This window comes from Akkermansia muciniphila (assembly GCF_002884975.1).
In the GTDB taxonomy this organism is placed as follows: Bacteria; Verrucomicrobiota; Verrucomicrobiia; order Verrucomicrobiales; family Akkermansiaceae; genus Akkermansia; species Akkermansia muciniphila_C.
The window spans coordinates 812,030-830,191 of sequence record NZ_PJKB01000001.1 but is presented as its reverse complement, the minus strand read 5'-3'; the positions used below and the strand labels follow the sequence as shown (position 1 = coordinate 830,191).

Sequence of the window (18,162 nt, the reverse complement as noted above, 5' to 3'; positions counted from 1 at the left end):
GGTTTTAACGGGGTGGGGGATTAGTCTTTGATGAAGGGAACCTGGAGCTTGCCTTCCCCGGTTCCGTCGTCTTCTTCCGCTTCCTGGTCCGGACCCTTGCGGATTTTATGGGTGATCTGATAGAGGAAGAGGGCCAGAAGCAGGGTGTAAATCACGCCGAACATGCCGAGGGAGGAGAGGGCTTCCGCCGGAGTAAGGGTGGGGGAAACGGCATGTTCCGTCCTCAGGATGCCGTACACAATCCACGGCTGGCGGCCCATTTCAGCCACAGCCCAGCCCACCTGGTTGGCGATTTGGGGACCCAGTACGGAAAAGACGAAGCACCAGAGAAGCCAGCGTTTCTGAAAAAGCCAGCCCTGTTTCCAACCCCATATTCCCACCAGGAACAGCGCGGCCAGCGCGCAGCCGATCAGGATCATGATGTGGAAGGAATAGAAGACGGGCAGGATGGGGGGGCGTTCATCCTGCGGAATGTCATTCATGCCCGTAATGGGCGTATCCAGGTCGTGATGGGTAAGGAAGGTCAGCAGGTACGGAATGGAGATGCCCGTGACTTCATGGGTGGACGGGTTCATCCAGCCGACGAGGTGGAGGGACAGGGGAGCGCCCGTTTCCATCACGCCTTCCATGGCGGCGAATTTGGCGGGCTGGTGGATGGCGACTTCCCTGCCGCTGGAGTCTCCCGTGATGCCCATGCCCACTACGCCGATGAGGCCGATGACCAGAGCCACCTTGAAGCTTTTTTCAGCCCCTCCTGTAAAGCGTTTTTTCAGGATGTACCAGGCGGAGACGCTGAGGACGAGCGTGGCCCCCGCCAGCCAGCAGCCGGCCAGGGCGTGCGTCAGGCGGTCCATGGTGGAGGGGTTGAAGACCACGTCATAGAAACTGGTGATGTGGGCCTGGATTTTCCCGTTCACCTCCACCAGCTTGTACCCGGCGGGCGTCTGCATCCAGGAGTTCGCCACAATGATCCAGATGGCGCTGAAATGGGCGCCCAGGGCGACCATGCAGGAGGAGAAGAAGTGCATTTTAGGTCCCACCTTGTCCCAGCCGAAGAGGAGGATGGCCAGGAAGCCGGATTCCAGGAAGAAGGCGAAAATGCCTTCCGCCGCGAGGGGGCTGCCGAAGATGTCGCCCACGCAGCGGGAATAGTCCGCCCAGTTGGTGCCGAACTGGAATTCCATCACGATGCCGGAGGCGACGCCCAGGGCGAAGATGATGCCGAATATCTTGGTCCAGAACTTGGCCTGCTTGTGGTAGAGCTCATTCTTTGTTTTCAGCCAGAGGCCTTCCAGCGCTACCAGAACTACCCCCAGGCCGATGGTCATCGGCGGGAAGATATAGTGGAACATGATGGTGAGAGCAAATTGAATACGGGATAATAAGACCGGATCGTCCATGATTGATTGGGGATGAGTGGTTTTTAATGGAACAAGATGCCGGCAGCCAAATTCCGGTACCTTCATGATTTATACATCCCAAACGCTCCTTTGTTCAATTATTTTCCTTTTTATCCAATAACTTTTTTAGATTATCTCTAAAAAAGAATGGTTTAGAGCTGGATGGACACGGCGGTTCCCTCTTCCACCAGGTCAAAAAGGACCAGCATGTCTGCGGGGGAAAGGCGGACGCACCCGTGGGAACACGGTGTTCCCAGGAGTTCCGGATGGTTGGTGCCGTGAATGTAAATGTAGCGTTCCCGCGTATTGGCGTTTTCCGGTTCCAGGCCGTCCAGCCACAGGATGCGCGACAGGATGAGGTCCGAATGTTCATCCAGCCCCTCCGGAATAGCGCCGGGGTAGCGGCCAACCGGAAGGCGTGAAAGAAAAATGGTGTCCTCCGGTTCTCCGTCTCCTATTTTCCGGCAGATGCGGAAACGGCCCGTGGGTGTTTTTCCGGAACCCTCTTCAAACCCAGCTCCGGCTTTTCCGCTGGAAACGGGGCACCGGAACAGGACTTTTCCGGATGCTTCCAGCGCCAGCTCCTGCCGGGACAGGTCAATGCGTATGGAAGGGGCGGACACGGCGGAAGGCGGGGAAAAATGGTCAGGCCTGCTGTTCCATCCGGGCAATGATGGCCTGGATGGCGGCTGTCAATTGCCGCGCCACGCTATTGTAGGCGGACTGTCCGCAGCCGATCGGGTCTGCAATGCTGCGGTTGTCCGTGTAGCAGGTGACCAGCCGGATTTTATCCGCATGCTCGGGGAAATTGGCAAGCAGAGCGGCCAGGTGGCTCTCCGTCATGGCGTAAACGGCTGTGGCTTTTTCCATCAGCTCATGCGTGACGGGGCGGCTTTCATGGCAGGACAGGTTGACGCCGTGCGCCTCCAGCACGTGGAGCGTTTCCGGGCTGGCCTCCTGCCCGTGCCATGCGGAGGTTCCTGCGGAACCGGCCTGCCATTCCGGATGGCCGGCGGAGAGTTTCCGGAAAAGGCCTTCCGCCATGGGGCTGCGGCACGTGTTGCCGGTGCAGATGAAAAGAATGTGTTTGCGCTGTGTCATGAGTCGGGACGTTATCTTTTGGAATGATGGGGGATAGGCACCTCGTTGGGTTCCTGGTACAGGTTGTCCGGAGGGAGGACGTGGCCCGCTCCGCTGCCGTCCGCAGGGGTGGAGCCGCCGTCTTCCTCCTCCTCGTCATCCGCATTCCCGGAGGGAGGAGTGAGCCACGGAAACAGGAAGCCCGCCAGGGCCACGCACAGCACCCCCGTGACGGGCGTCATGACGGGGAACCAGGTATCATGGACGGAGAACAGGTACCACGCAATAACCGGAACCGCCAGAATGCAGAGGCCCCAGATGATGAAGCGGCCCCGGCGCTGGAAACGCAGGGCCCATACGGCCAGGAGCAGGACATCCAGCACGATGACCCACTGCACCCAGGCCGGAGCCGCCGGAATCAGAACGGGAGGGGCCGGAGCCAGGGAACCCATGATGCTGCGGATGGTTTGGGCGGCCAGGAGGGCCTGTGCGTCAGGAGTCTCGGAAAGGGCGGACGGCTCGGAAACGATGACCGCATCCGCTGAGGAAAGCAGTTTTCTGACGGCGGTGGTATCCGGCGGGCGCAGTCCGGACATGACGGGTACGATCACCTCCTTCGTGTCCAGCATGGTGGGGCTGCTGTGCTCCGCCAGCGGAATGCGGCCGTACTCGTCCAGGGGAATGGAGCGCTTGCTGCCCAGGAAAAGGGTCTCTCCCGGGATGATTTTCACGTCGCCGGGCTTCAGGTCCAGTGCATTCAGGGCGGCGACCAGCGGCAGGGTGGGGATGATGTCCCCGCCCCAGCGTACGAAAAGGGGGGGGGACACCCGGTCTTCCGGGGAGGGGGAAAACAGTTCGTTATTCTCCACAACGGTACCCAGGGTGAGTGCCGCCGTCACCAGTTGGGGAGATTCTCCCACCAGTCTGTCCGCACGCGGGAAGCGGTCCGCCTTGCCAACGATGTTGGCGGCGGGAACAGCCAGCTTCTTCCAGTCCGGCGGCAGCGGCGCGTGGCGGGAGGACTCGCTCATCTGCCGCCCCAGGGCCTTGTGGGGAAAGCGGTCCAGCTCATACCCCACGGCGGCTTTCACAATGCTGTCCGGCTCCTCGTCCCACGTCAGGGGGGCCGTCACGTAAACATTCTTGGCCCCCTGCTCGTACAGGTGGCGGAACAGGACCGTGTAATCCATGGGGTTGGGCGGATACGTGGCAAAGCTGTTCAGGGAGGATTCCCGGTGAAGGGAAACTACGGGAAGCTGGGCCGTCTGCCCGTTGTTGAAATAATCGTAAGGCTGGAGAACGATGCTGTCTTCCGCATTCAGCCCTTCCGGATGCACGTTCCGGTACTCTCCGGCCAGGGAGCGTTCAGCCGCCCATTCATAACAAAAAACGGTGGGGGGAAGAAACACGTACCCCAGAATCCATCCCAGGCCCAGGGATATCTGGAACAGGGACACAATAAGCAGGAATCTGGGGGTCAGCGTCATCAGGGTACGAAATGAAAAATCATGCTAACATGGGCGCCAGTGGTTCTGCAAGCGTGGAGCCGGGCAGAAGCCTCCGAAGGTGTTCCAGCCCGGCGGGAATCTGGGCAAGGTACCAGGTTTTCCCCTGGTTGTGGCCGATGTTGGCGTAGGCTCCCAGCATCTGCATGACCCGCTGCAGGGCGCAGGCGCGGAAAATGCGCTCATCCAGGGGGTGCCCGGTAATCCTTTCCCACTCCCGGAGCAGCTCCTGCACCTGTGCGGGGGCCAGATGGGCGTAGCCGTCATAAACCAGAGAGGCCAGGTCATACTCCGGGCGTCCGCCGCGCATGCCTTGGAAATCAATCAGCCACGTCTTCCCGGCATGGATATGCACGTTCTGGGACTGGCTGTCCCGGTGGACGGGCCGCGCGGGAAGGGAGGCCAGGAACTGCGCCAGTTCTTTCAGGGCCGGGTGGTTCAGAAAGGGTGCCGCCTCCATTCCCAGATGGGAGCCCAGCAAATGTTCTGCAAAATAGGCCTGTTCCCAGCGGTACAGGGCCTCGCCAAAAGCGGGCTGAAGAGAAAAATCCTCCGGGAACGGGCAGTTATGAAGCAGATGAAGCTGTTCCATGGCCCGCACGTAGCGCGGGCGCAGGGTGGGCCAGGGTTCCCCCCGGAAGCCCAGAAGATTGGCATCCCCCAGATCCTCTACCAGGGCGGCTCCGCAACCGGGGCCGAGCGGTTCATAATCGTAAATCTCCGGCACGTTGACGCCATGGGCACGCAGGTGCCGGGCCGCGGGAATGAAGGAATCGTTATCCGCGCGGTCATTGCCCCAGCGGATGCCTATGCAGGTGCGGCCGTCAAGCCGGATGCGGACAATGGTGCGCCCGGACGCCCCCAGGGCCAGGGTCTTGAAATCTTCTTCCCGCGGAACGGCGTGAAAACTCCGTTGAACCAGGCTGGATAATTCTTTCATGAAAAGGCGTGGCAGTGGGGCCTTGCGGAAGGGAGCGGACGGAGGGCGCGTCCTCCGTCCGCTGAAAATGGGGTGGGTGACGAATCAGGCCGGGAATTGGCGGTCTTCCCCGTAGCCGTAATGCTCCACGACGTAATCCACATCCTTGTCTCCGCGGCCGGAGCAGTTGACCAGGATAGCGCCTCCTCTGTTTTCCCGGGCCCACTTCATGGCGTAGGCGATGGCGTGGGAACTTTCCAGAGCGGGAATAATCCCTTCGTAACGGGAGAGCTTGAAAAAGGCGTCCACGGCCTCTTCATCCGTAGCGGTGACGTAATTCACGCGGCCGATGTCGTGCAGGTAGGCGTGTTCCGGTCCCACGGAAGGATAATCCAGCCCGCTGGCTACGGAATGGACGGGACCGGGATTGCCGTCCTCATCCTGAAGCATAATGCTCTCGAACCCATGCAGAACGCCCTTGCTCCCGTAGGAAATGGAAGCGGAATGGTCCCCCAGCCTGGGGCCCTTGCCGAGCGGTTCCACGCCGTAAATGTCCAGCGGGTCTCCCAGGAAGGCGGTAAACATGCCCATGGAATTGCTGCCGCCGCCCACGCAGGCGCACACCGCGTCCGGCAGAAGCCCCGTCATTTCCAGGAACTGTTCCCGGGCCTCCACGCCGATGCACATCTGGAAATCACGCACCATTTGAGGGAAGGGGTGCGGACCCACCACGGAGCCGATGCAGTAAATGGAATCCTTATAACTGTTCAGGTAGGAATCAAAGGCGGAATCCACGGCTTCCTTCAGGCTCTGGAGGCCGTGCGTGACGGGCACCACCTTGGCGCCCAGAATCTTCATGCGCGTGACGTTGGGAGCCTGCTTGGCAATATCCACCGCTCCCATGTGAACCTCGCATTCCAGCCCGAAAAAGGCGGCGGCCGTAGCCAGCGCCACGCCGTGCTGCCCGGCGCCCGTTTCCGCAATGATGCGCTTCTTGCCCATATACTTGGCGAGAAGGCCTTCACCCATGCAGTGATTCAGTTTGTGGGCGCCCGTATGGTTCAGGTCTTCCCGCTTCAGGTAAATCTGTGAGGTCCCCAGATGGCGGGAAAGGCGTTCACAATGGTAAACCGGAGTGGGACGCCCCTGGAACTGCTTGCGGATGCGGCGCAGTTCATTAATAAACTGGGCGGAATGGGCGATCGTCTGGTAGGCTTCCGTGATTTCTTCAAAAGCGGGAACAAGCTCATCCGGCAGGTAAACGCCGCCATATTCGCCAAAGCGGCCCTGAGCATCCGGAAAATTGCGTAAATAAGTATGGAGATCCATGGTCTATTGCATTCGTGACTGACAGTATTTAGCACGCCGCCCCAATTCAGGCAAAAACAATCTCCGCAGGAAGCCTTTTTAAGAAAAGGAGAATTTCCCCTCTGCTGCACTGCGGAAGAAATTCAGGCGCGTAGCCCCCAGGCCTCCGCTTCCGGCTGGCTGTTTTCGTTCAAGCCATGGGATACTGTCCTTCCTCCGTCACCTCTGATGGCTGCACTGCCGGGAACAAGGACCTCCGCCCGTGTAAAAACCGTAAACCGGATACTGAAAGGATTGCCGCAAGCCTTTGCGGCCACTGAAAAACAATGGAGCGCCGGAGAGCCAATAGGAAAAAGAGCGCCCGAACCAGTCAAAACCGGCTGCCTTTTCCTGGTACAGAACCAATAAAACCGGAAATCAGGCCAGACGGCGCTTCTTAATGGATTTCCCGGTATCGGCAAGCGTCTGGCGTGCGTCGGGATCCGCTCCGGCCATCAGGGCGGCCAGGTCCCGGACGATGTTCTGGCGCATGCGGTCCACCAGATCGCGCCCCTCCTGGGTGATGGCGACCATGATTTTACGGCGGTCCTTGGCCGCGCTCATGCGCTTGAGGTAGCCCATCTCCTGAAGTTTATCCACCATGCCGGTAGCCGCCGCAGTGGAATGCCCCATCTTCAGGGCAATGCTGGACATGCTCAGAAAATCCTCGCTGGCCAGGTAAGTCAGCAGGAAAAACTGGGGATAGGAAACCTTGCCCTCATTCAATTCTGAAGAAAGATTCAGAATGCAGGAACGTTGCGTGAACAGGATGAAATCCGCCAGCTTGTTTGCTTCTTCGGAAATGGAGCTCATGGTCGTTGTGAATATCAGGGGGTAGGTTTGTAACGGTGCCGTCCGCAGGCTTGGCGGCGGTTCAGCCAACCTACTGCCACGGCCTTCCGCGGGCAAGTCAAAAATATAAATTTTTATTAAAATTTTACATTTGCGGATAATAAGCCTTTTGATGGTATTTGAAATACAATATGTTGAATGTTAATAGAATGGTTGTATTTTGAAGATAGAATGTGAATAACATGTTAAAAATAGGTGTAAGCTGTTGATAAGTGGAAATCTTTTCCATGACTGCCCGGAAGCCGGAGCAAATCTGGCATAAAAAGGCGCCACAGCATGACAAGCCCGGTCCGGAAAGAGGCCTCATGCAAGGGTTCTCATGGGAAAAGACGGCCTGTTTCAGAAAAGTTTTATACAGGTGTGCGTCAGGAAAAACAGGATGCTGCCGCCTTTGGAGACAGGTTCCGGCGTCGGTTCCGGATTGCCGGAAAAGAGGGAAAAGAGGGAAAAGAGGGAAAAGAGGGAAAAGAGGGAAAAGAGGGCTCTACCCCCGGAAATTCTTATGGATGCCTGACGGCATCGGCAGGCATGGCGCATTGGTGCGCCGGGCTGGTTCATTTGCCGTGGACAGGCGTAAAGACAGGAGAAACCCCTTTAAACGGGCCTGGACGGGTGCAGAAAGGGGAAAGACGGCATTGCAGCCAATGCCGATGAACAAGCGTGTTCTAGGGCCGCCTGGTAGCGAACGCTTCCCCCTGGAGGAACCAATGCTCCCCGTCCTCCGTGGCCATGTTTCTCCAATGGAACGTATTTTCCGTAAGTTCGGAAAAAATCCATTTCATCTTTTGCCCGGTAATTTCCGTCAGGACAATCCGGCTGCCTTCCTTTCTCGCTTCCAGCCGCGTGGCTTCTCCGGCCACGCCGTAAAAAATGTCCCATGTCCGTTGTTGGGGATTGTAGATCCTGACCGTCGTGCCATAGGCGGCATCCGCCCAGGTTTTAATCTTCCGGGCCTCCCGGGAAGGGCAGATGAACACATCCTGAATGGCCATGCCTTCCAGAATCCATGAAAAAATCCATTCCCCTTTCACGTGGCGTTCATGCTCCGTGCCGTGCCCGTCAACCCACTCAATATCCCAAGTCCCGACGAGTGGGCCAAACCAGTTGTCCTCCTCCGGAATGAGGCTGTTTTTCTCCGGGCTCACCAAGGCGGTTTCAAAATCATTCATCTTTAAAATTCTATTTGAAAAACTGGTTACAGGCCCAGGCGCATTGTCCGGGATGCTGTTATAAAATGTTCACACTCGCAGAAACCTTCTGCCAGTGCCATTATTCTCCAATGCCACAAGTTTCCGGTTGCCGCGCAGCATGACAGGCAAAAAAATTATTAAACGGAGTGCTTATTCTTTGGACATTCTTACATGCTGCCAGCCTTGTGCTTATATCCATACACTCCTGATAATCGAACTACTCTGCCGGCCATTCCCCGGAAAAGGGCTTCCGTGAAGAAACCTGCCGGAGAATGGCCGCCAGAGCGGTTACGGTATCCGTTAATTGGCGGGGGGAGGGGTAAAGACGCGGGCGCCCAGCTCCTTGTCCATAAGAAGCATTCCCTGGCCTTCTCCCTTGATCATGCGCAGTTTGCTAATGATGTCCTTGACGGTTTCTTCTTCTTCCACCTGTTCACTGACAAACCAGTGCAGGAAAATATCCGTAGCGAAATCCTTTTCCTCCTTGGACAGGCGGACCAGATCATTGATGCGGCGCGTAACTTCCTGCTCGTGGGTCAGCGTTTCTTCAAACATTTCCAGAATGTTGGACCAGCTCGCTGCGGGTGCGTCTATGGACAGCATGGTAAACTGGCCTCCGCGAGCCAGAAGAAAATCATAAAATTTCAAGGCATGGGCGGTTTCTTCCTGATACTGGACACGCATCCAGTGGGCAAACCCCGTCAGGCCGGCGTCCTGCAGGTACGCGGACATGGCCAGATAAAGGTTGGCTGAATACATTTCCCATTTGATTTGCTCATTAAGAGCGGTTGCCATTGTTGTACTGATCATATGTAAAATCCTGTTGATTTCCTTCTCTTCTACAAAACAAAGTCCGCAGAATCAAGATAATCCTGCGGACTGTATGACGGGGGAATTTCAAAAAAGCGTCACGCTTTTACAGCGGCGGCCTCCGGAACATTTTCCGCAGGAACCTCTTCCTCCGCGGGAGCGGCGGGAGTTTCTGTGGGTTCCGTTACCGTGTCAGTTTTTTCACTCGGTTCCTCGTTGGCTGCCGGGTGTTCGGAAGAAGGAATATCGGACTTCTGCTCCAGGGGAGCGGAGCCGGCTTCCGCAGGCTTGGGCTGCGTTTTCTCTTCCGTCTTCTGCTTGTCCTTGACGGCCTTCTTGGGAGAGGGAGCCTGGGCCGGAACGGCCTTTGGGCGGCTGACGGTGTTATTGGAGAAAACAAGAATGTAACCCTGTTCGGACAGCCAGAACAGGTCGCGGACCAGATTCTGCTGTTTTTCCGTGGCCTGGGCCATTTCCTCTTCCGTGGCTTTTTCCGGGTCCGGAACGGGAGCCAGTTCCTTCAGCATGGCGTCAACGCCCTTGCCCGGATTGCTGGCCGCCCAGGTGGCGATGGACATCAGGGAATCAGACAGGACGGTGCCTTCCTCCATGGCCTTGGGACGCGCCGGACCGGTGTAATGGTTGCCCTTCCACTTGAAAATGGGCATGTGGTGGCGGGCCAGACCGTGGCAGAGGTTTGGAATCAGCATGCTGGGATGGCGGCGCGTGGTGCCGGACAATTGGATCAGGTGCGCCCACAGGCCGGGGGAAAGATGGTTCTTCTTCACGGCGCCGTTGACGAACACCTTGTCCGTGACGTCATAGCAATCCTCAAAATGGTTGGACTCAAAATCCTGTTCTACGGCGGCGGGGGATTCCAGAAGAACTTCGGATGCTCCTTCACGCACGGGTTTCCAGGCGGTGCGCTTGGAGACTGCGTCCTGCCAGGCCTGAACGGCTTCTTCGCTCTTGTCCGTCACGATTTTGGAACGGAACGCCTCAAAAGGCATGCTGGCAAATTTGGTGCGGTGCAGGTTCATCAGGGCGGACTGGTAGCCGTGCCAGTTGACGGGCCCCACCAGTTCATTATTCAGGGAGCACTTGGCAACCGCCTTGAAATCGCCCTTGGGCGCTTCCACTTCCTGTTCCACGGACTCATAATACTTGGGCATCCAGGCTGACTGCCAGAGATGCTTGACGGCCTCCTGGCGGGAAATGAAGCAGGCTCCGTCGCCATGCTTGCAGTGGTACAGGTCCGGTCCGTTCTCCTGCTTCATGAATACCAGGTCATAACGGTCATAGGATCCCATGACCACCTTGGCCAGGTCCAGCAGGGAAATGGTGCGGCGATGCTTCTGCACCTCCTGATGAAGGGCGGCCAGGCCGGAATCCACGGGGCGCAGCTCCACGCGCAGCCCTTCTGCGGGTTCCGCCAGCGGGGGGCGTGCTGCCTCTTCCCGGCGTTCCCCGTCGCGTCGCGGACGGAAGGAACCGCGGGTGCGGTCATCCCGGTTGAATCTTCTTTCGCCACTCTGACCGTCAAAACGGCGTTCCCCCCGGGGCTGCCTGCCTTCGCGGTTATCGCGCCGCGGCCGGCGGTCGCCTCCCTGCCTGTCTCCGGACCTGCGTTCCGGATAAGACGCGGCACGTTCCTGCCGGGCACCCGGTCTCGCCCAGGCCGGACCGAATTGGAAATCGGCCAAGCCGGAAAGATCCGGAATTTGCTGCTTGGGGTCTGTGGAAGGAGTTTCGTCGGTCATCATGTACGGGTTGTTTCAATAGCAACTAAATGAGGTAGATGGCAATCATTTTACGTGCAAACAGGCTGAAAATTGTTCAAAATGTCATGAAATGCATCTGGAAATGCAAATAATCCCGGTGCATTCTTCAAATCCAACCTTTGTCAAATTCTCTATTATGGATAAAATACGTCAACGCCTTTCCGACCTTGGTTATGCCATTTATGATGCGCCCGCGCCCGTAGGTTCCTACGTGCAGTGTGTGCGCACGGGAAACCTGCTTCACCTCTCCGGCGGCATCTCCGTCAACGGTGAGGATAAATACTTCGGCAAGGTGGGGCAGGATTTAACCGTGGAAGAAGGGCAGGCCGCTGCGCGCGCCGCCATTCTGAACCGTCTGGCTGTCATTGTGCAGGCGGTGGGTTCCCTGGAAAAAGTTTCTCGCATCGTGGCCGTGAACGGCTTCGTGAATGCCGGTCCCGACTTTTACGACCATCCCAGGGTTCTGAACGGCGCGTCCGACCTGCTGGTGGAAGCCTTCGGCGAAATCGGCCGTCACAGCAGGACCGCCGTAGGAGTGTCCGCACTGCCGCTCAACGTAGCGGTGGAAATCAGCATGGTTGTGGAAGTCTGCGGCTAGGCTTTGAAAGCCGGAAGGGGATTCGTGCTTGAATCCCCGCGGCATTCCTGTAGAGTGCCGTCCGGTAAATGCCCTCGTGGCGGAATGGTAGACGCTGCAGACTTAAAATCTGTTGTCCGCAAGGACGTACCGGTTCGAGTCCGGTCGGGGGTACTTAGCTAAATACAAATTACAAATCTATGTAGATAAAAGCCCGCTGCCAGCGGGCTTTTTTGTTCATGGCATTCCATCGGTTTTTTTGAATGGCTGCATCAGTAAATGCTGAATCCCCGTTTGAAGAAATAAAGTTGGCTGCGTTCCATTGCTCCGTTTATGATGCGGGGAACCAATGAAAGAACGCTGGGCGAAAATAGTTGCCGGACAAAGAATTGAAAATGGGAAAAGTAGGCCATTTTGGGCTGGAAAATCTGAATACTGCTTATGAAGTTTTTCAATATACGCTGGTTTGGGAAGCCGGCTAATTCATGCCGGAGCGGAAAAAGAGGGGTCTTGCTGGCGTTGAAGATAACGGGCGGCGTTCTTGTGGGAATGGTTTTGTTGTCCGCCGCGTCGGAGTGGTACATTTTTTCCGCTTCCAAGAACAGAATTTTTGAGCATTCCGCGGATGTTCCTGTTCGCGCGCCTGCCCTGGTGCTGGGGTGCTCCCCTGCGTTCATGGGAGGTCCCAACGGGTATTTCTATAATAGAATGGATACGGCGGCGGAACTTTGGAGGGCTGGGAAGGCGGCGGTTTTTGTCGTTTCCGGGGACAATAGCTCCCACGCCTACAATGAACCGGATTGGATGAAGCAGGCCCTGGTGGAGCGCGGCGTCCCGGATGACCGGATTGTGTGTGACTTTGCGGGGCTGCGGACGCTGGATTCCGTCGTGAGGATGAAGGAGGTCTTTGGCGTTTCAACCATGGTCATCGTTTCCCAGGAATTTCACAATGAACGCGCCCTGGCGATCGCTGCACATGAGGGAATGGAAGCGTGGGCCGTCAGCGCACCGGATGTTCCCAACCGCCGTTCACGCATTAAAAGCTGGTTCAGGGAACGTGCGGCGCGCATGTGGATGATGCTGGATTTGTGGCTGTGGGGGCGTGAACCCCGGTTCCTGGGGGAACCCGTGGCGCTGCCGGAAGTAAAAGGGGAAAAATGATCAACGCCTCATGCGGCCTGGCGCGTCATGAGGCGTCTTTTTTCATGCGGAACGGCAAACCTGGGGAATGCCCGTACCTTGGTCCATTAAAGACTGGATGAATCAATCATGTGGGTTACGTGGGAAATCTGCCATGGGGATGGTGAACAGTCCAGAAGGCCTGAGTGAACAATCCGTCACGGAAGAAGGCCGGCTGGAAAATAAGGTTCGCCGGAATAGCCCCTTGTGGTAAAGTGAACACATGGATGACGCTGCTGAAACCGTTCATAATGCATTGCCTCCCAAATGGCTGGAATGGGCGGTGGAACTTCAGTTTCTGGCCCAGGCGGGGATAACGTATGCGAAAGACCCCTATGATCTGGAGCGTTTCCAGCGGTTGAGGGAAATCGCCGCGGAAATCATGAGCGCCAAATCCGGGCTGGATATGGATACGGTCCGGGGATTGTTTTGCAGTGAAACCGGATTTCAAACGCCGAAAATGGATACCCGTGCGGCCATCTTCCGGGAAGGTAAAATTTTGCTGGTGAAGGAAAAAGGCTCCGGCTTGTGGTCCATGCCGGGCGGCTGGGTGGATGTGAACCAGTCCGTACGGGATAACACGATCAAGGAAGTGCGGGAAGAAGCCGGACTGGAAGTGGAAGCGGTACGGCTGATAGCCCTGCATGACCGCAACAGGCACAACCCGCCTCCCTATGCGTACGGAGTCTGCAAGGTCTTTGTATTGTGTGAAGAAAAGGGCGGCTCTTTCCAGCCCAATCTGGAAACGTCTGAAAGCCGCTGGTTCGGACGGGGTGAACTTCCTCCCATGGCTCTGGAAAAGAACACTCCGGAACAGGTGCTTCTGTGTTTTAAGGCAGCGGAAGATCCCTGCTGGAATCCCGTATTTGATTAAAAAAGGGAACATACACGGCAAAATCATTGACTCTTTCCGGGAAAGTGCTATGCCAGTTCCAGCGGCTTGTGAAAAGCACGCTGTTTTATTCCGATTGCAACGTTCCCTTCTTCTAGCGGTCAGGAAGGCCGTCTCTCCAACGGCAAAGGCTCGGTTCAACTCCGGCAGGGAATGCCATCCGGCGGCCTATGGCCCCATAGGGGCCGGTTCTTCTTCCTGATGCCTGTTGACGGCAACTCATTGTCCGTAAAGGCGCTCTCTTTTTGGCGCATGTCTCAGGTGCATTTCTTCGGAGTGCCGTCCTTTTCCGAAAGAATTTTCCGCTCCGCGGAAATTCAGGTTCCTTTTCCCTTAATTTTCCTGTTTTGCCATTGCGGTTCCCTTCAACTGCGACATATTGAAGCCGGAATATTCTGGTTGTTCCTGTGAGCGTGGAAAACGGTTTCCTTTTTGCATGAAGGACGGTGTTTTTCGCCTTTCCATTTTGTTGTTGTTGCGTTCATGAAAAGTGCGGATTTCAAATCCGCCGTCAATGATGAATTAATATTTTTTCATGCGTATCAGATACTTGTGGTTGAATATATAAATGGCAGGGCTTCCGTAAGCCAGCGTGAAAGGAAAGTTCAGATTTATATAAGTTATTTACCATCATTGATGATGAACGCTTTTATACGGGCATGAAGATGCCGGATTTGAAATCCGGTAGTTTTCGGGCAGAGCTATGTATAAGTTTTTTGGAAAACGCGTATTGGATATTGCTATCTCCTTATGGACATTGATGATCGTATCGCCTCTTCTGGCCGTTATATCCATAATACTCCTGGTTCATACGCGGAAGTCCCCGTTTTTTTCCCAGATGCGTGTCGGGTACCGCGGAGAATTGTTCCGGGTCTTTAAATTCAAGACCATGACGGATGCCCGTGATTCGGAGGGGCTGCTGCTTCCGGATGACTTGAGGTCTTTTCCGCTGGGAACTTTTTTACGCCGTTATTCCCTGGATGAACTGCCCCAGTTGGTCAACATTATCAAGGGAGACATGTCCATTGTAGGCCCCCGGCCATGGATTCCGGAGCAACTGGAAGTTTTTTCCCGCCGCTGCTGCATGGCGCGCTGTTCCGTCCGGCCCGGATTGACCGGCATGGCCCAGGTATACGGAAGGAACGGAATCCCGTTCTACAGGCGGTTGTGCTACGACATCGTTTATGCCCGGAATGTGTCCCTGTTCATGGATGTCAGGATTGTTTTTCAAACCGTTGTCCGGTTGCTGACCCATAAGGACGTCCGGCAGTGCGAAGACGCTTTCAGGAATATCTCGGGCAGCATTCCTGTCAGGAACGATCTTTCCCTGCCTGTGTTTTTTCCGTCCAAGCAGCAGGAGTCCTGACTATTTATCTGTTTAATAACATACCCTTGCACCTCATGATTATGCATCATCGCCCTCTTTTTTCCTCCGGAATTTTCCGGCTGGCCTCCCTGGCTGTCTGTACCCTGCTTCTGGCCTCCTGCGTTAATCCGAAAGAGGTTCTCTATATCCAGGACATTACGGGTGAGACCCGGCAGGATATAGTCACCAAATACCAGACGACTATTCAAAAAGACGATCAGCTTTATATTTCCGTCAGCAGCAAGCAGCCGGAACTGACTACCCCCTTCATCATGGCGGAAATGGGCAATTCCATCTCCAACAACACCGGCAATTCGCGGCCCAAAGGGTACCTGGTGGACGACGAGGGATATATTGTCCTGCCGGTCATCGGGAAGATGAAGGCCGCCCGGAAGACGTGCTCCCAGCTTGCACACGACATTTCCGCGAAGCTCCGCAACAGTGATTACATCAAGGACGCCTCCGTCAACGTCCAGATCATGAACTTCAAATTTTCCGTTCTGGGGGAGGTGAATAATCCCGGTTCCTACCAGGTGGACGGCCAGCGCGTCACCATTTTTGACGCCATCAGCCGGGCGGGAGATTTGAATATCGACGGCAACCGGGACATCGTGCTGATCCGGGAAATGGAGCGTGACCGGAAGATCGTCAAGCTGGACCTGCGCAGCAAGTCCATTTTCTCCTCTCCTTATTACTACATCAGGCAGAATGATATTATTTACGTCACTCCGTCGGACCGCAAGATCAACATGAGGAGCGAGAGCGCCCAGTACTACGCCTGGGGCCTTTCCGGCCTGTCCCTGCTTATTGCCGTCATCGCCATCAGCCTGTAAGACGCTTCATCCGATTTTTCCTTCCATGCCCGTTTCAGTGATACAGCCTGAGGACAACGATATTTTTTCCTTCCGGTTCATTTTTTCCACGGCCAGGAGGTATTGGCCCTGGATTCTGGCGTGCGCCCTGCTGGGCGGGGGGCTGGCTTATTTCATCTCCGCGCGGCAGGGGTATTTGTACCAGAAGACCGCCCGCATCATGCTGAGGGATGACAAGCAGAAGAACGCCCAGGTTTCGGAAATCATTCTCTCCGATCTGGGATTCAAGCCGGGGGAGGCCAACCTGGCGAATGAGAGCTATGTGGTCAAGTCCTCGGAGGTGATGGGCCGTGTCGTGAAGGGGCTGGGGCTCAACGTTTCCTACTGGGAGAAGCGGAATATCCGGAAAGTGGATCTTTACCATACGACTCCCCTGAAGGTTGAGTTCAGTGAAGAGGCGGCGTTTCAGCCTTGTTCCCTGGCGGTTACTCCGCTGAACGGCCGGGAATTTTCCCTGTCCTGCCGGGAGAAGGAGGGCGGGGAAAACGTTCTGCACGGAAAGTTCGGCGTTCCGCTGAAGCTTCCCTTCGCCACGGTGAAGGTATGCCCTACTTCTCATTTTTCTTCAGGCAGCGTGGGAAGGACCATTTTTGTGGAGCGTGTTTCCGTGAAGGAGGCCACCGACGGAATGCTGGGCCGGCTGAGCGTAACGCGGCCGGATTCCAAGGAAAGCAGCCTGCTGGAGCTGACGTTGAGGCTTTCCCATCCGCAAAAGGCGGAAGACGCCCTGAATTATCTTATTGAAGTTTACAATGACCATTCCAGGCGGGAGAAGCAGCTGGCCGCCTCGCGGGCGGAGGAGTTCATCGTCAAACGCATTGGCAAGCTTGGCGGCCAGCTCGGCGGCGTAGACAAGCAGGTGATTGACTACAAGCGCAACAGCCGGATCGTCAAGGATATGGATACGACGCTGGATGCCACGTTCAACAGGGTGCAGGAAATAGGGACGGAACTTTTCTCCACCAGGACGGAGTTGATTCAGGTGAAGGTGCTTGCCAGGCTGCTGGCGGACCGGAGCCGCCAGCAGGACATGATCCCCGCCAATATAGGCATTCAGGATGCGGGAATTGCCAAGCAGATTGAACTTTTCAACGACAATTTCCTCCAGCATAAAAAATTGTTCGCCAGCGCGGGAAGGCAGAATCCCATGGTCTCCTCCCTTGCGGAGAACATGAAGGAGATGCGCGAATCCATTGGCCGTTCCATTGCCAATTACTGCAACGCGCTGGAAGTGAGGATGAGTGAACTGGAAAAGGAGCGGAATGAACTCAACCGGCTTTTGTCGGACATGGCCTCCAAGGATGAAGGCCTGGTCCCCCTTCTGCGGGAACAGAAGGTCATGGAGGAGCTTTACCTGATGCTGCTGAAAAAGAGGGAGGAAAACGCTCTGGCCCTGGCCACGACGGAACCAAGCGCCCGCATTCTGGAACCTGCGTTCGGCTCCAATGCCCCCGTAGCGCCCAAATTGTTCCTGATGACGGTGGGCGGCATGGCCGGAGGAGCTTTGGTGAGCCTGTTGGCCCTGCTGGCCGGAAACGCCCTGAATACGAAGGTGCGGGACAAGAAGGACCTCGCCGGACTGACGGACCTGCCGCTGGCAGGAGCGCTGCCCCTGCTTTCCGGAAAAGAGCGGGCGAAGCTGCCCCTGGTCGTCATGAATGGCCGCTCCCTCATGGAAGAATGCTTTCACATTCTCCGCAACAATGCGGAACTTATGCTGCTGCCCAATCCGGAGGAAGCCTCCCGCGTGCTGTTCATGACGTCCACACGGGCGGGAGAGGGGAAGACGTTTACGGCCCTGAACCTGGCCGCCGCGTATGCCCAGACCGGAAAAAAAGTCCTCCTCATTGACGGGGACTTGCGCAAGGCCAGCCTTTCCGCCTTTTACGGAGGGAAGAATAGCAGGGGCCTCGTGCACCTGCTGATGAACCCGCAGGCGTCTCCGGATTCCGTCCTGCAGTCCGGCAGGAAGTTCCCGGGGTTTGACCTGGTGACGGCAGGCCCCGTTCCCCCCAACCCCGTCGCGTTGCTGACCCAGGACCGTTTTGAAGAGCTGCTCCGGTACTGGCGCGCCCGGTATGACCGCATCATCCTGGACGGCTGCCCGTATGAGGCCGTGGTGGACGCTTCCCTCATGGCGCGCCATGCGGACCTGGTTCTTTATGTCATCAGGTGCGGCATGATCGAGAAGCAGTACGTCCCCGCCATCCAGGGGCTGGCGGACAAGGGCGAATTCCGTGCCGTCGCCCTTATCCTCAATGCGGAGAATTTCAAAAATTCCCGTTTTCATTATTACAGCGAGTATTCCGAAGCAGACGGATAGAGCCGTTGAACCGCCCCTTTTTCCAGCATTCGCCCTTCAGTCTTTTTCTTCCACCGTTTCATGAACACC

17 protein-coding genes and 1 tRNA gene are annotated in these 18,162 nt (G+C 56.4%); 7 read left to right on the top strand and 11 right to left on the bottom strand.

Annotated features, from left to right (window positions below; all coding sequences use genetic code 11):
* Positions 1-20: 20 nt before the first annotated feature.
* The 10 genes from CXU21_RS03455 to CXU21_RS03405 form a co-directional block, all read right to left on the bottom strand.
* On the bottom strand, positions 21-1,400 hold the full coding sequence (locus CXU21_RS03455; protein WP_102725062.1) for a cytochrome ubiquinol oxidase subunit I: 1,380 nt from the start codon (positions 1,398-1,400) through the stop codon (positions 21-23).
* Positions 1,401-1,552: 152 nt separating this feature from the next.
* On the bottom strand, positions 1,553-2,023 hold the full coding sequence (locus tag CXU21_RS03450; RefSeq protein WP_257997346.1) for a L,D-transpeptidase: 471 nt from the start codon (positions 2,021-2,023) through the stop codon (positions 1,553-1,555).
* A 22-nt stretch (positions 2,024-2,045) separates the two neighbouring features.
* Positions 2,046-2,501 (bottom strand): low molecular weight protein arginine phosphatase, encoded by a 456-nt coding sequence (locus tag CXU21_RS03445; RefSeq protein WP_102714034.1) that lies wholly within the window; start codon positions 2,499-2,501, stop codon positions 2,046-2,048.
* Between the two features lie 11 nt (positions 2,502-2,512).
* Positions 2,513-3,967 (bottom strand): hypothetical protein, encoded by a 1,455-nt coding sequence (locus tag CXU21_RS03440; RefSeq protein WP_102725061.1) that lies wholly within the window; start codon positions 3,965-3,967, stop codon positions 2,513-2,515.
* A gap of 19 nt (positions 3,968-3,986) precedes the next feature.
* Positions 3,987-4,925: a phosphotransferase gene (locus tag CXU21_RS03435; protein ID WP_102725060.1), complete on the bottom strand. Its 939-nt coding sequence runs from the start codon at positions 4,923-4,925 to the stop codon at positions 3,987-3,989.
* A gap of 84 nt (positions 4,926-5,009) precedes the next feature.
* Positions 5,010-6,233, bottom strand: coding sequence for a tryptophan synthase subunit beta (gene trpB / locus CXU21_RS03430; RefSeq protein WP_102725059.1), 1,224 nt, complete (start codon positions 6,231-6,233; stop codon positions 5,010-5,012).
* A gap of 396 nt (positions 6,234-6,629) precedes the next feature.
* The gene (locus CXU21_RS03425) at positions 6,630-7,064 is read right to left on the bottom strand and encodes a MarR family winged helix-turn-helix transcriptional regulator (RefSeq protein WP_022396764.1); all 435 of its coding nucleotides are present in this window, start codon (positions 7,062-7,064) and stop codon (positions 6,630-6,632) included.
* A gap of 704 nt (positions 7,065-7,768) precedes the next feature.
* Positions 7,769-8,272, bottom strand: a complete 504-nt coding sequence (locus tag CXU21_RS03415; protein WP_102725057.1) for a hypothetical protein — start codon at positions 8,270-8,272, stop codon at positions 7,769-7,771.
* Positions 8,273-8,593: 321 nt separating this feature from the next.
* Positions 8,594-9,103 carry a ferritin gene (locus CXU21_RS03410; RefSeq protein ID WP_180972404.1) on the bottom strand — a complete coding sequence of 170 codons (510 nt, stop codon included), beginning with the start codon at positions 9,101-9,103 and terminating at the stop codon, positions 8,594-8,596.
* A gap of 98 nt (positions 9,104-9,201) precedes the next feature.
* Positions 9,202-10,866: a hypothetical protein gene (locus tag CXU21_RS03405; RefSeq protein ID WP_102725056.1), complete on the bottom strand. Its 1,665-nt coding sequence runs from the start codon at positions 10,864-10,866 to the stop codon at positions 9,202-9,204.
* A gap of 154 nt (positions 10,867-11,020) precedes the next feature.
* Here CXU21_RS03405 and CXU21_RS03400 point away from each other — a divergent pair, with 154 nt between their 5' ends.
* Both CXU21_RS03400 and CXU21_RS03395 read left to right on the top strand, forming a co-directional pair.
* Positions 11,021-11,482 carry a RidA family protein gene (locus CXU21_RS03400; protein ID WP_102714740.1) on the top strand — a complete coding sequence of 154 codons (462 nt, stop codon included), beginning with the start codon at positions 11,021-11,023 and terminating at the stop codon, positions 11,480-11,482.
* 70 nt (positions 11,483-11,552) lie between these two features.
* Positions 11,553-11,635 (top strand) — tRNA-Leu (locus CXU21_RS03395).
* 98 nt (positions 11,636-11,733) lie between these two features.
* Here CXU21_RS03395 and CXU21_RS12310 read toward each other — a convergent pair.
* Complete coding sequence (locus CXU21_RS12310) at positions 11,734-12,138, bottom strand: hypothetical protein (protein ID WP_180972609.1); 405 nt, start codon at positions 12,136-12,138, stop codon at positions 11,734-11,736.
* On the opposite strand from CXU21_RS12310, the gene CXU21_RS03390 reads away from it, so the two are divergent.
* From CXU21_RS03390 to CXU21_RS03370, 5 genes are all read left to right on the top strand, one after another.
* Positions 12,137-12,622 (top strand): SanA/YdcF family protein, encoded by a 486-nt coding sequence (locus CXU21_RS03390; protein WP_180972402.1) that lies wholly within the window; start codon positions 12,137-12,139, stop codon positions 12,620-12,622. The two genes, CXU21_RS12310 and CXU21_RS03390, sit on opposite strands and share 2 nt — an antisense overlap.
* Positions 12,623-12,863: 241 nt before the next feature.
* Positions 12,864-13,514, top strand: coding sequence for an NUDIX hydrolase N-terminal domain-containing protein (locus tag CXU21_RS03385; protein WP_102714014.1), 651 nt, complete (start codon positions 12,864-12,866; stop codon positions 13,512-13,514).
* 721 nt (positions 13,515-14,235) lie between these two features.
* On the top strand, positions 14,236-14,898 hold the full coding sequence (locus CXU21_RS03380) for a sugar transferase (RefSeq protein ID WP_102725055.1): 663 nt from the start codon (positions 14,236-14,238) through the stop codon (positions 14,896-14,898).
* 35 nt (positions 14,899-14,933) lie between these two features.
* Positions 14,934-15,731, top strand: coding sequence for a polysaccharide biosynthesis/export family protein (locus CXU21_RS03375; protein WP_102725054.1), 798 nt, complete (start codon positions 14,934-14,936; stop codon positions 15,729-15,731).
* A 37-nt stretch (positions 15,732-15,768) separates the two neighbouring features.
* Positions 15,769-18,093: a GumC family protein gene (locus tag CXU21_RS03370; RefSeq protein WP_180972607.1), complete on the top strand. Its 2,325-nt coding sequence runs from the start codon at positions 15,769-15,771 to the stop codon at positions 18,091-18,093.
* Positions 18,094-18,162 lie beyond the last annotated feature (69 nt).

Coding starts and splice junctions, on each gene's coding strand:
- CXU21_RS03455 (WP_102725062.1), bottom strand. CDS start 1,400: ATGGACGATCCGGTCTTATTATCCCGTATTCAATTTGCTCTCACCATC.
- CXU21_RS03445 (WP_102714034.1), bottom strand. CDS start 2,501: ATGACACAGCGCAAACACATTCTTTTCATCTGCACCGGCAACACGTGC.
- CXU21_RS03440 (WP_102725061.1), bottom strand. CDS start 3,967: ATGACGCTGACCCCCAGATTCCTGCTTATTGTGTCCCTGTTCCAGATA.
- CXU21_RS03435 (WP_102725060.1), bottom strand. CDS start 4,925: ATGAAAGAATTATCCAGCCTGGTTCAACGGAGTTTTCACGCCGTTCCG.
- trpB (WP_102725059.1), bottom strand. CDS start 6,233: ATGGATCTCCATACTTATTTACGCAATTTTCCGGATGCTCAGGGCCGC.
- CXU21_RS03425 (WP_022396764.1), bottom strand. CDS start 7,064: ATGAGCTCCATTTCCGAAGAAGCAAACAAGCTGGCGGATTTCATCCTG.
- CXU21_RS03415 (WP_102725057.1), bottom strand. CDS start 8,272: ATGAATGATTTTGAAACCGCCTTGGTGAGCCCGGAGAAAAACAGCCTC.
- CXU21_RS03410 (WP_180972404.1), bottom strand. CDS start 9,103: ATGATCAGTACAACAATGGCAACCGCTCTTAATGAGCAAATCAAATGG.
- CXU21_RS03405 (WP_102725056.1), bottom strand. CDS start 10,866: ATGATGACCGACGAAACTCCTTCCACAGACCCCAAGCAGCAAATTCCG.
- CXU21_RS03400 (WP_102714740.1), top strand. CDS start 11,021: ATGGATAAAATACGTCAACGCCTTTCCGACCTTGGTTATGCCATTTAT.
- CXU21_RS03390 (WP_180972402.1), top strand. CDS start 12,137: ATGGGAGGTCCCAACGGGTATTTCTATAATAGAATGGATACGGCGGCG.
- CXU21_RS12310 (WP_180972609.1), bottom strand. CDS start 12,138: ATGAACGCAGGGGAGCACCCCAGCACCAGGGCAGGCGCGCGAACAGGA.
- CXU21_RS03385 (WP_102714014.1), top strand. CDS start 12,864: ATGGATGACGCTGCTGAAACCGTTCATAATGCATTGCCTCCCAAATGG.
- CXU21_RS03380 (WP_102725055.1), top strand. CDS start 14,236: ATGTATAAGTTTTTTGGAAAACGCGTATTGGATATTGCTATCTCCTTA.
- CXU21_RS03375 (WP_102725054.1), top strand. CDS start 14,934: ATGATTATGCATCATCGCCCTCTTTTTTCCTCCGGAATTTTCCGGCTG.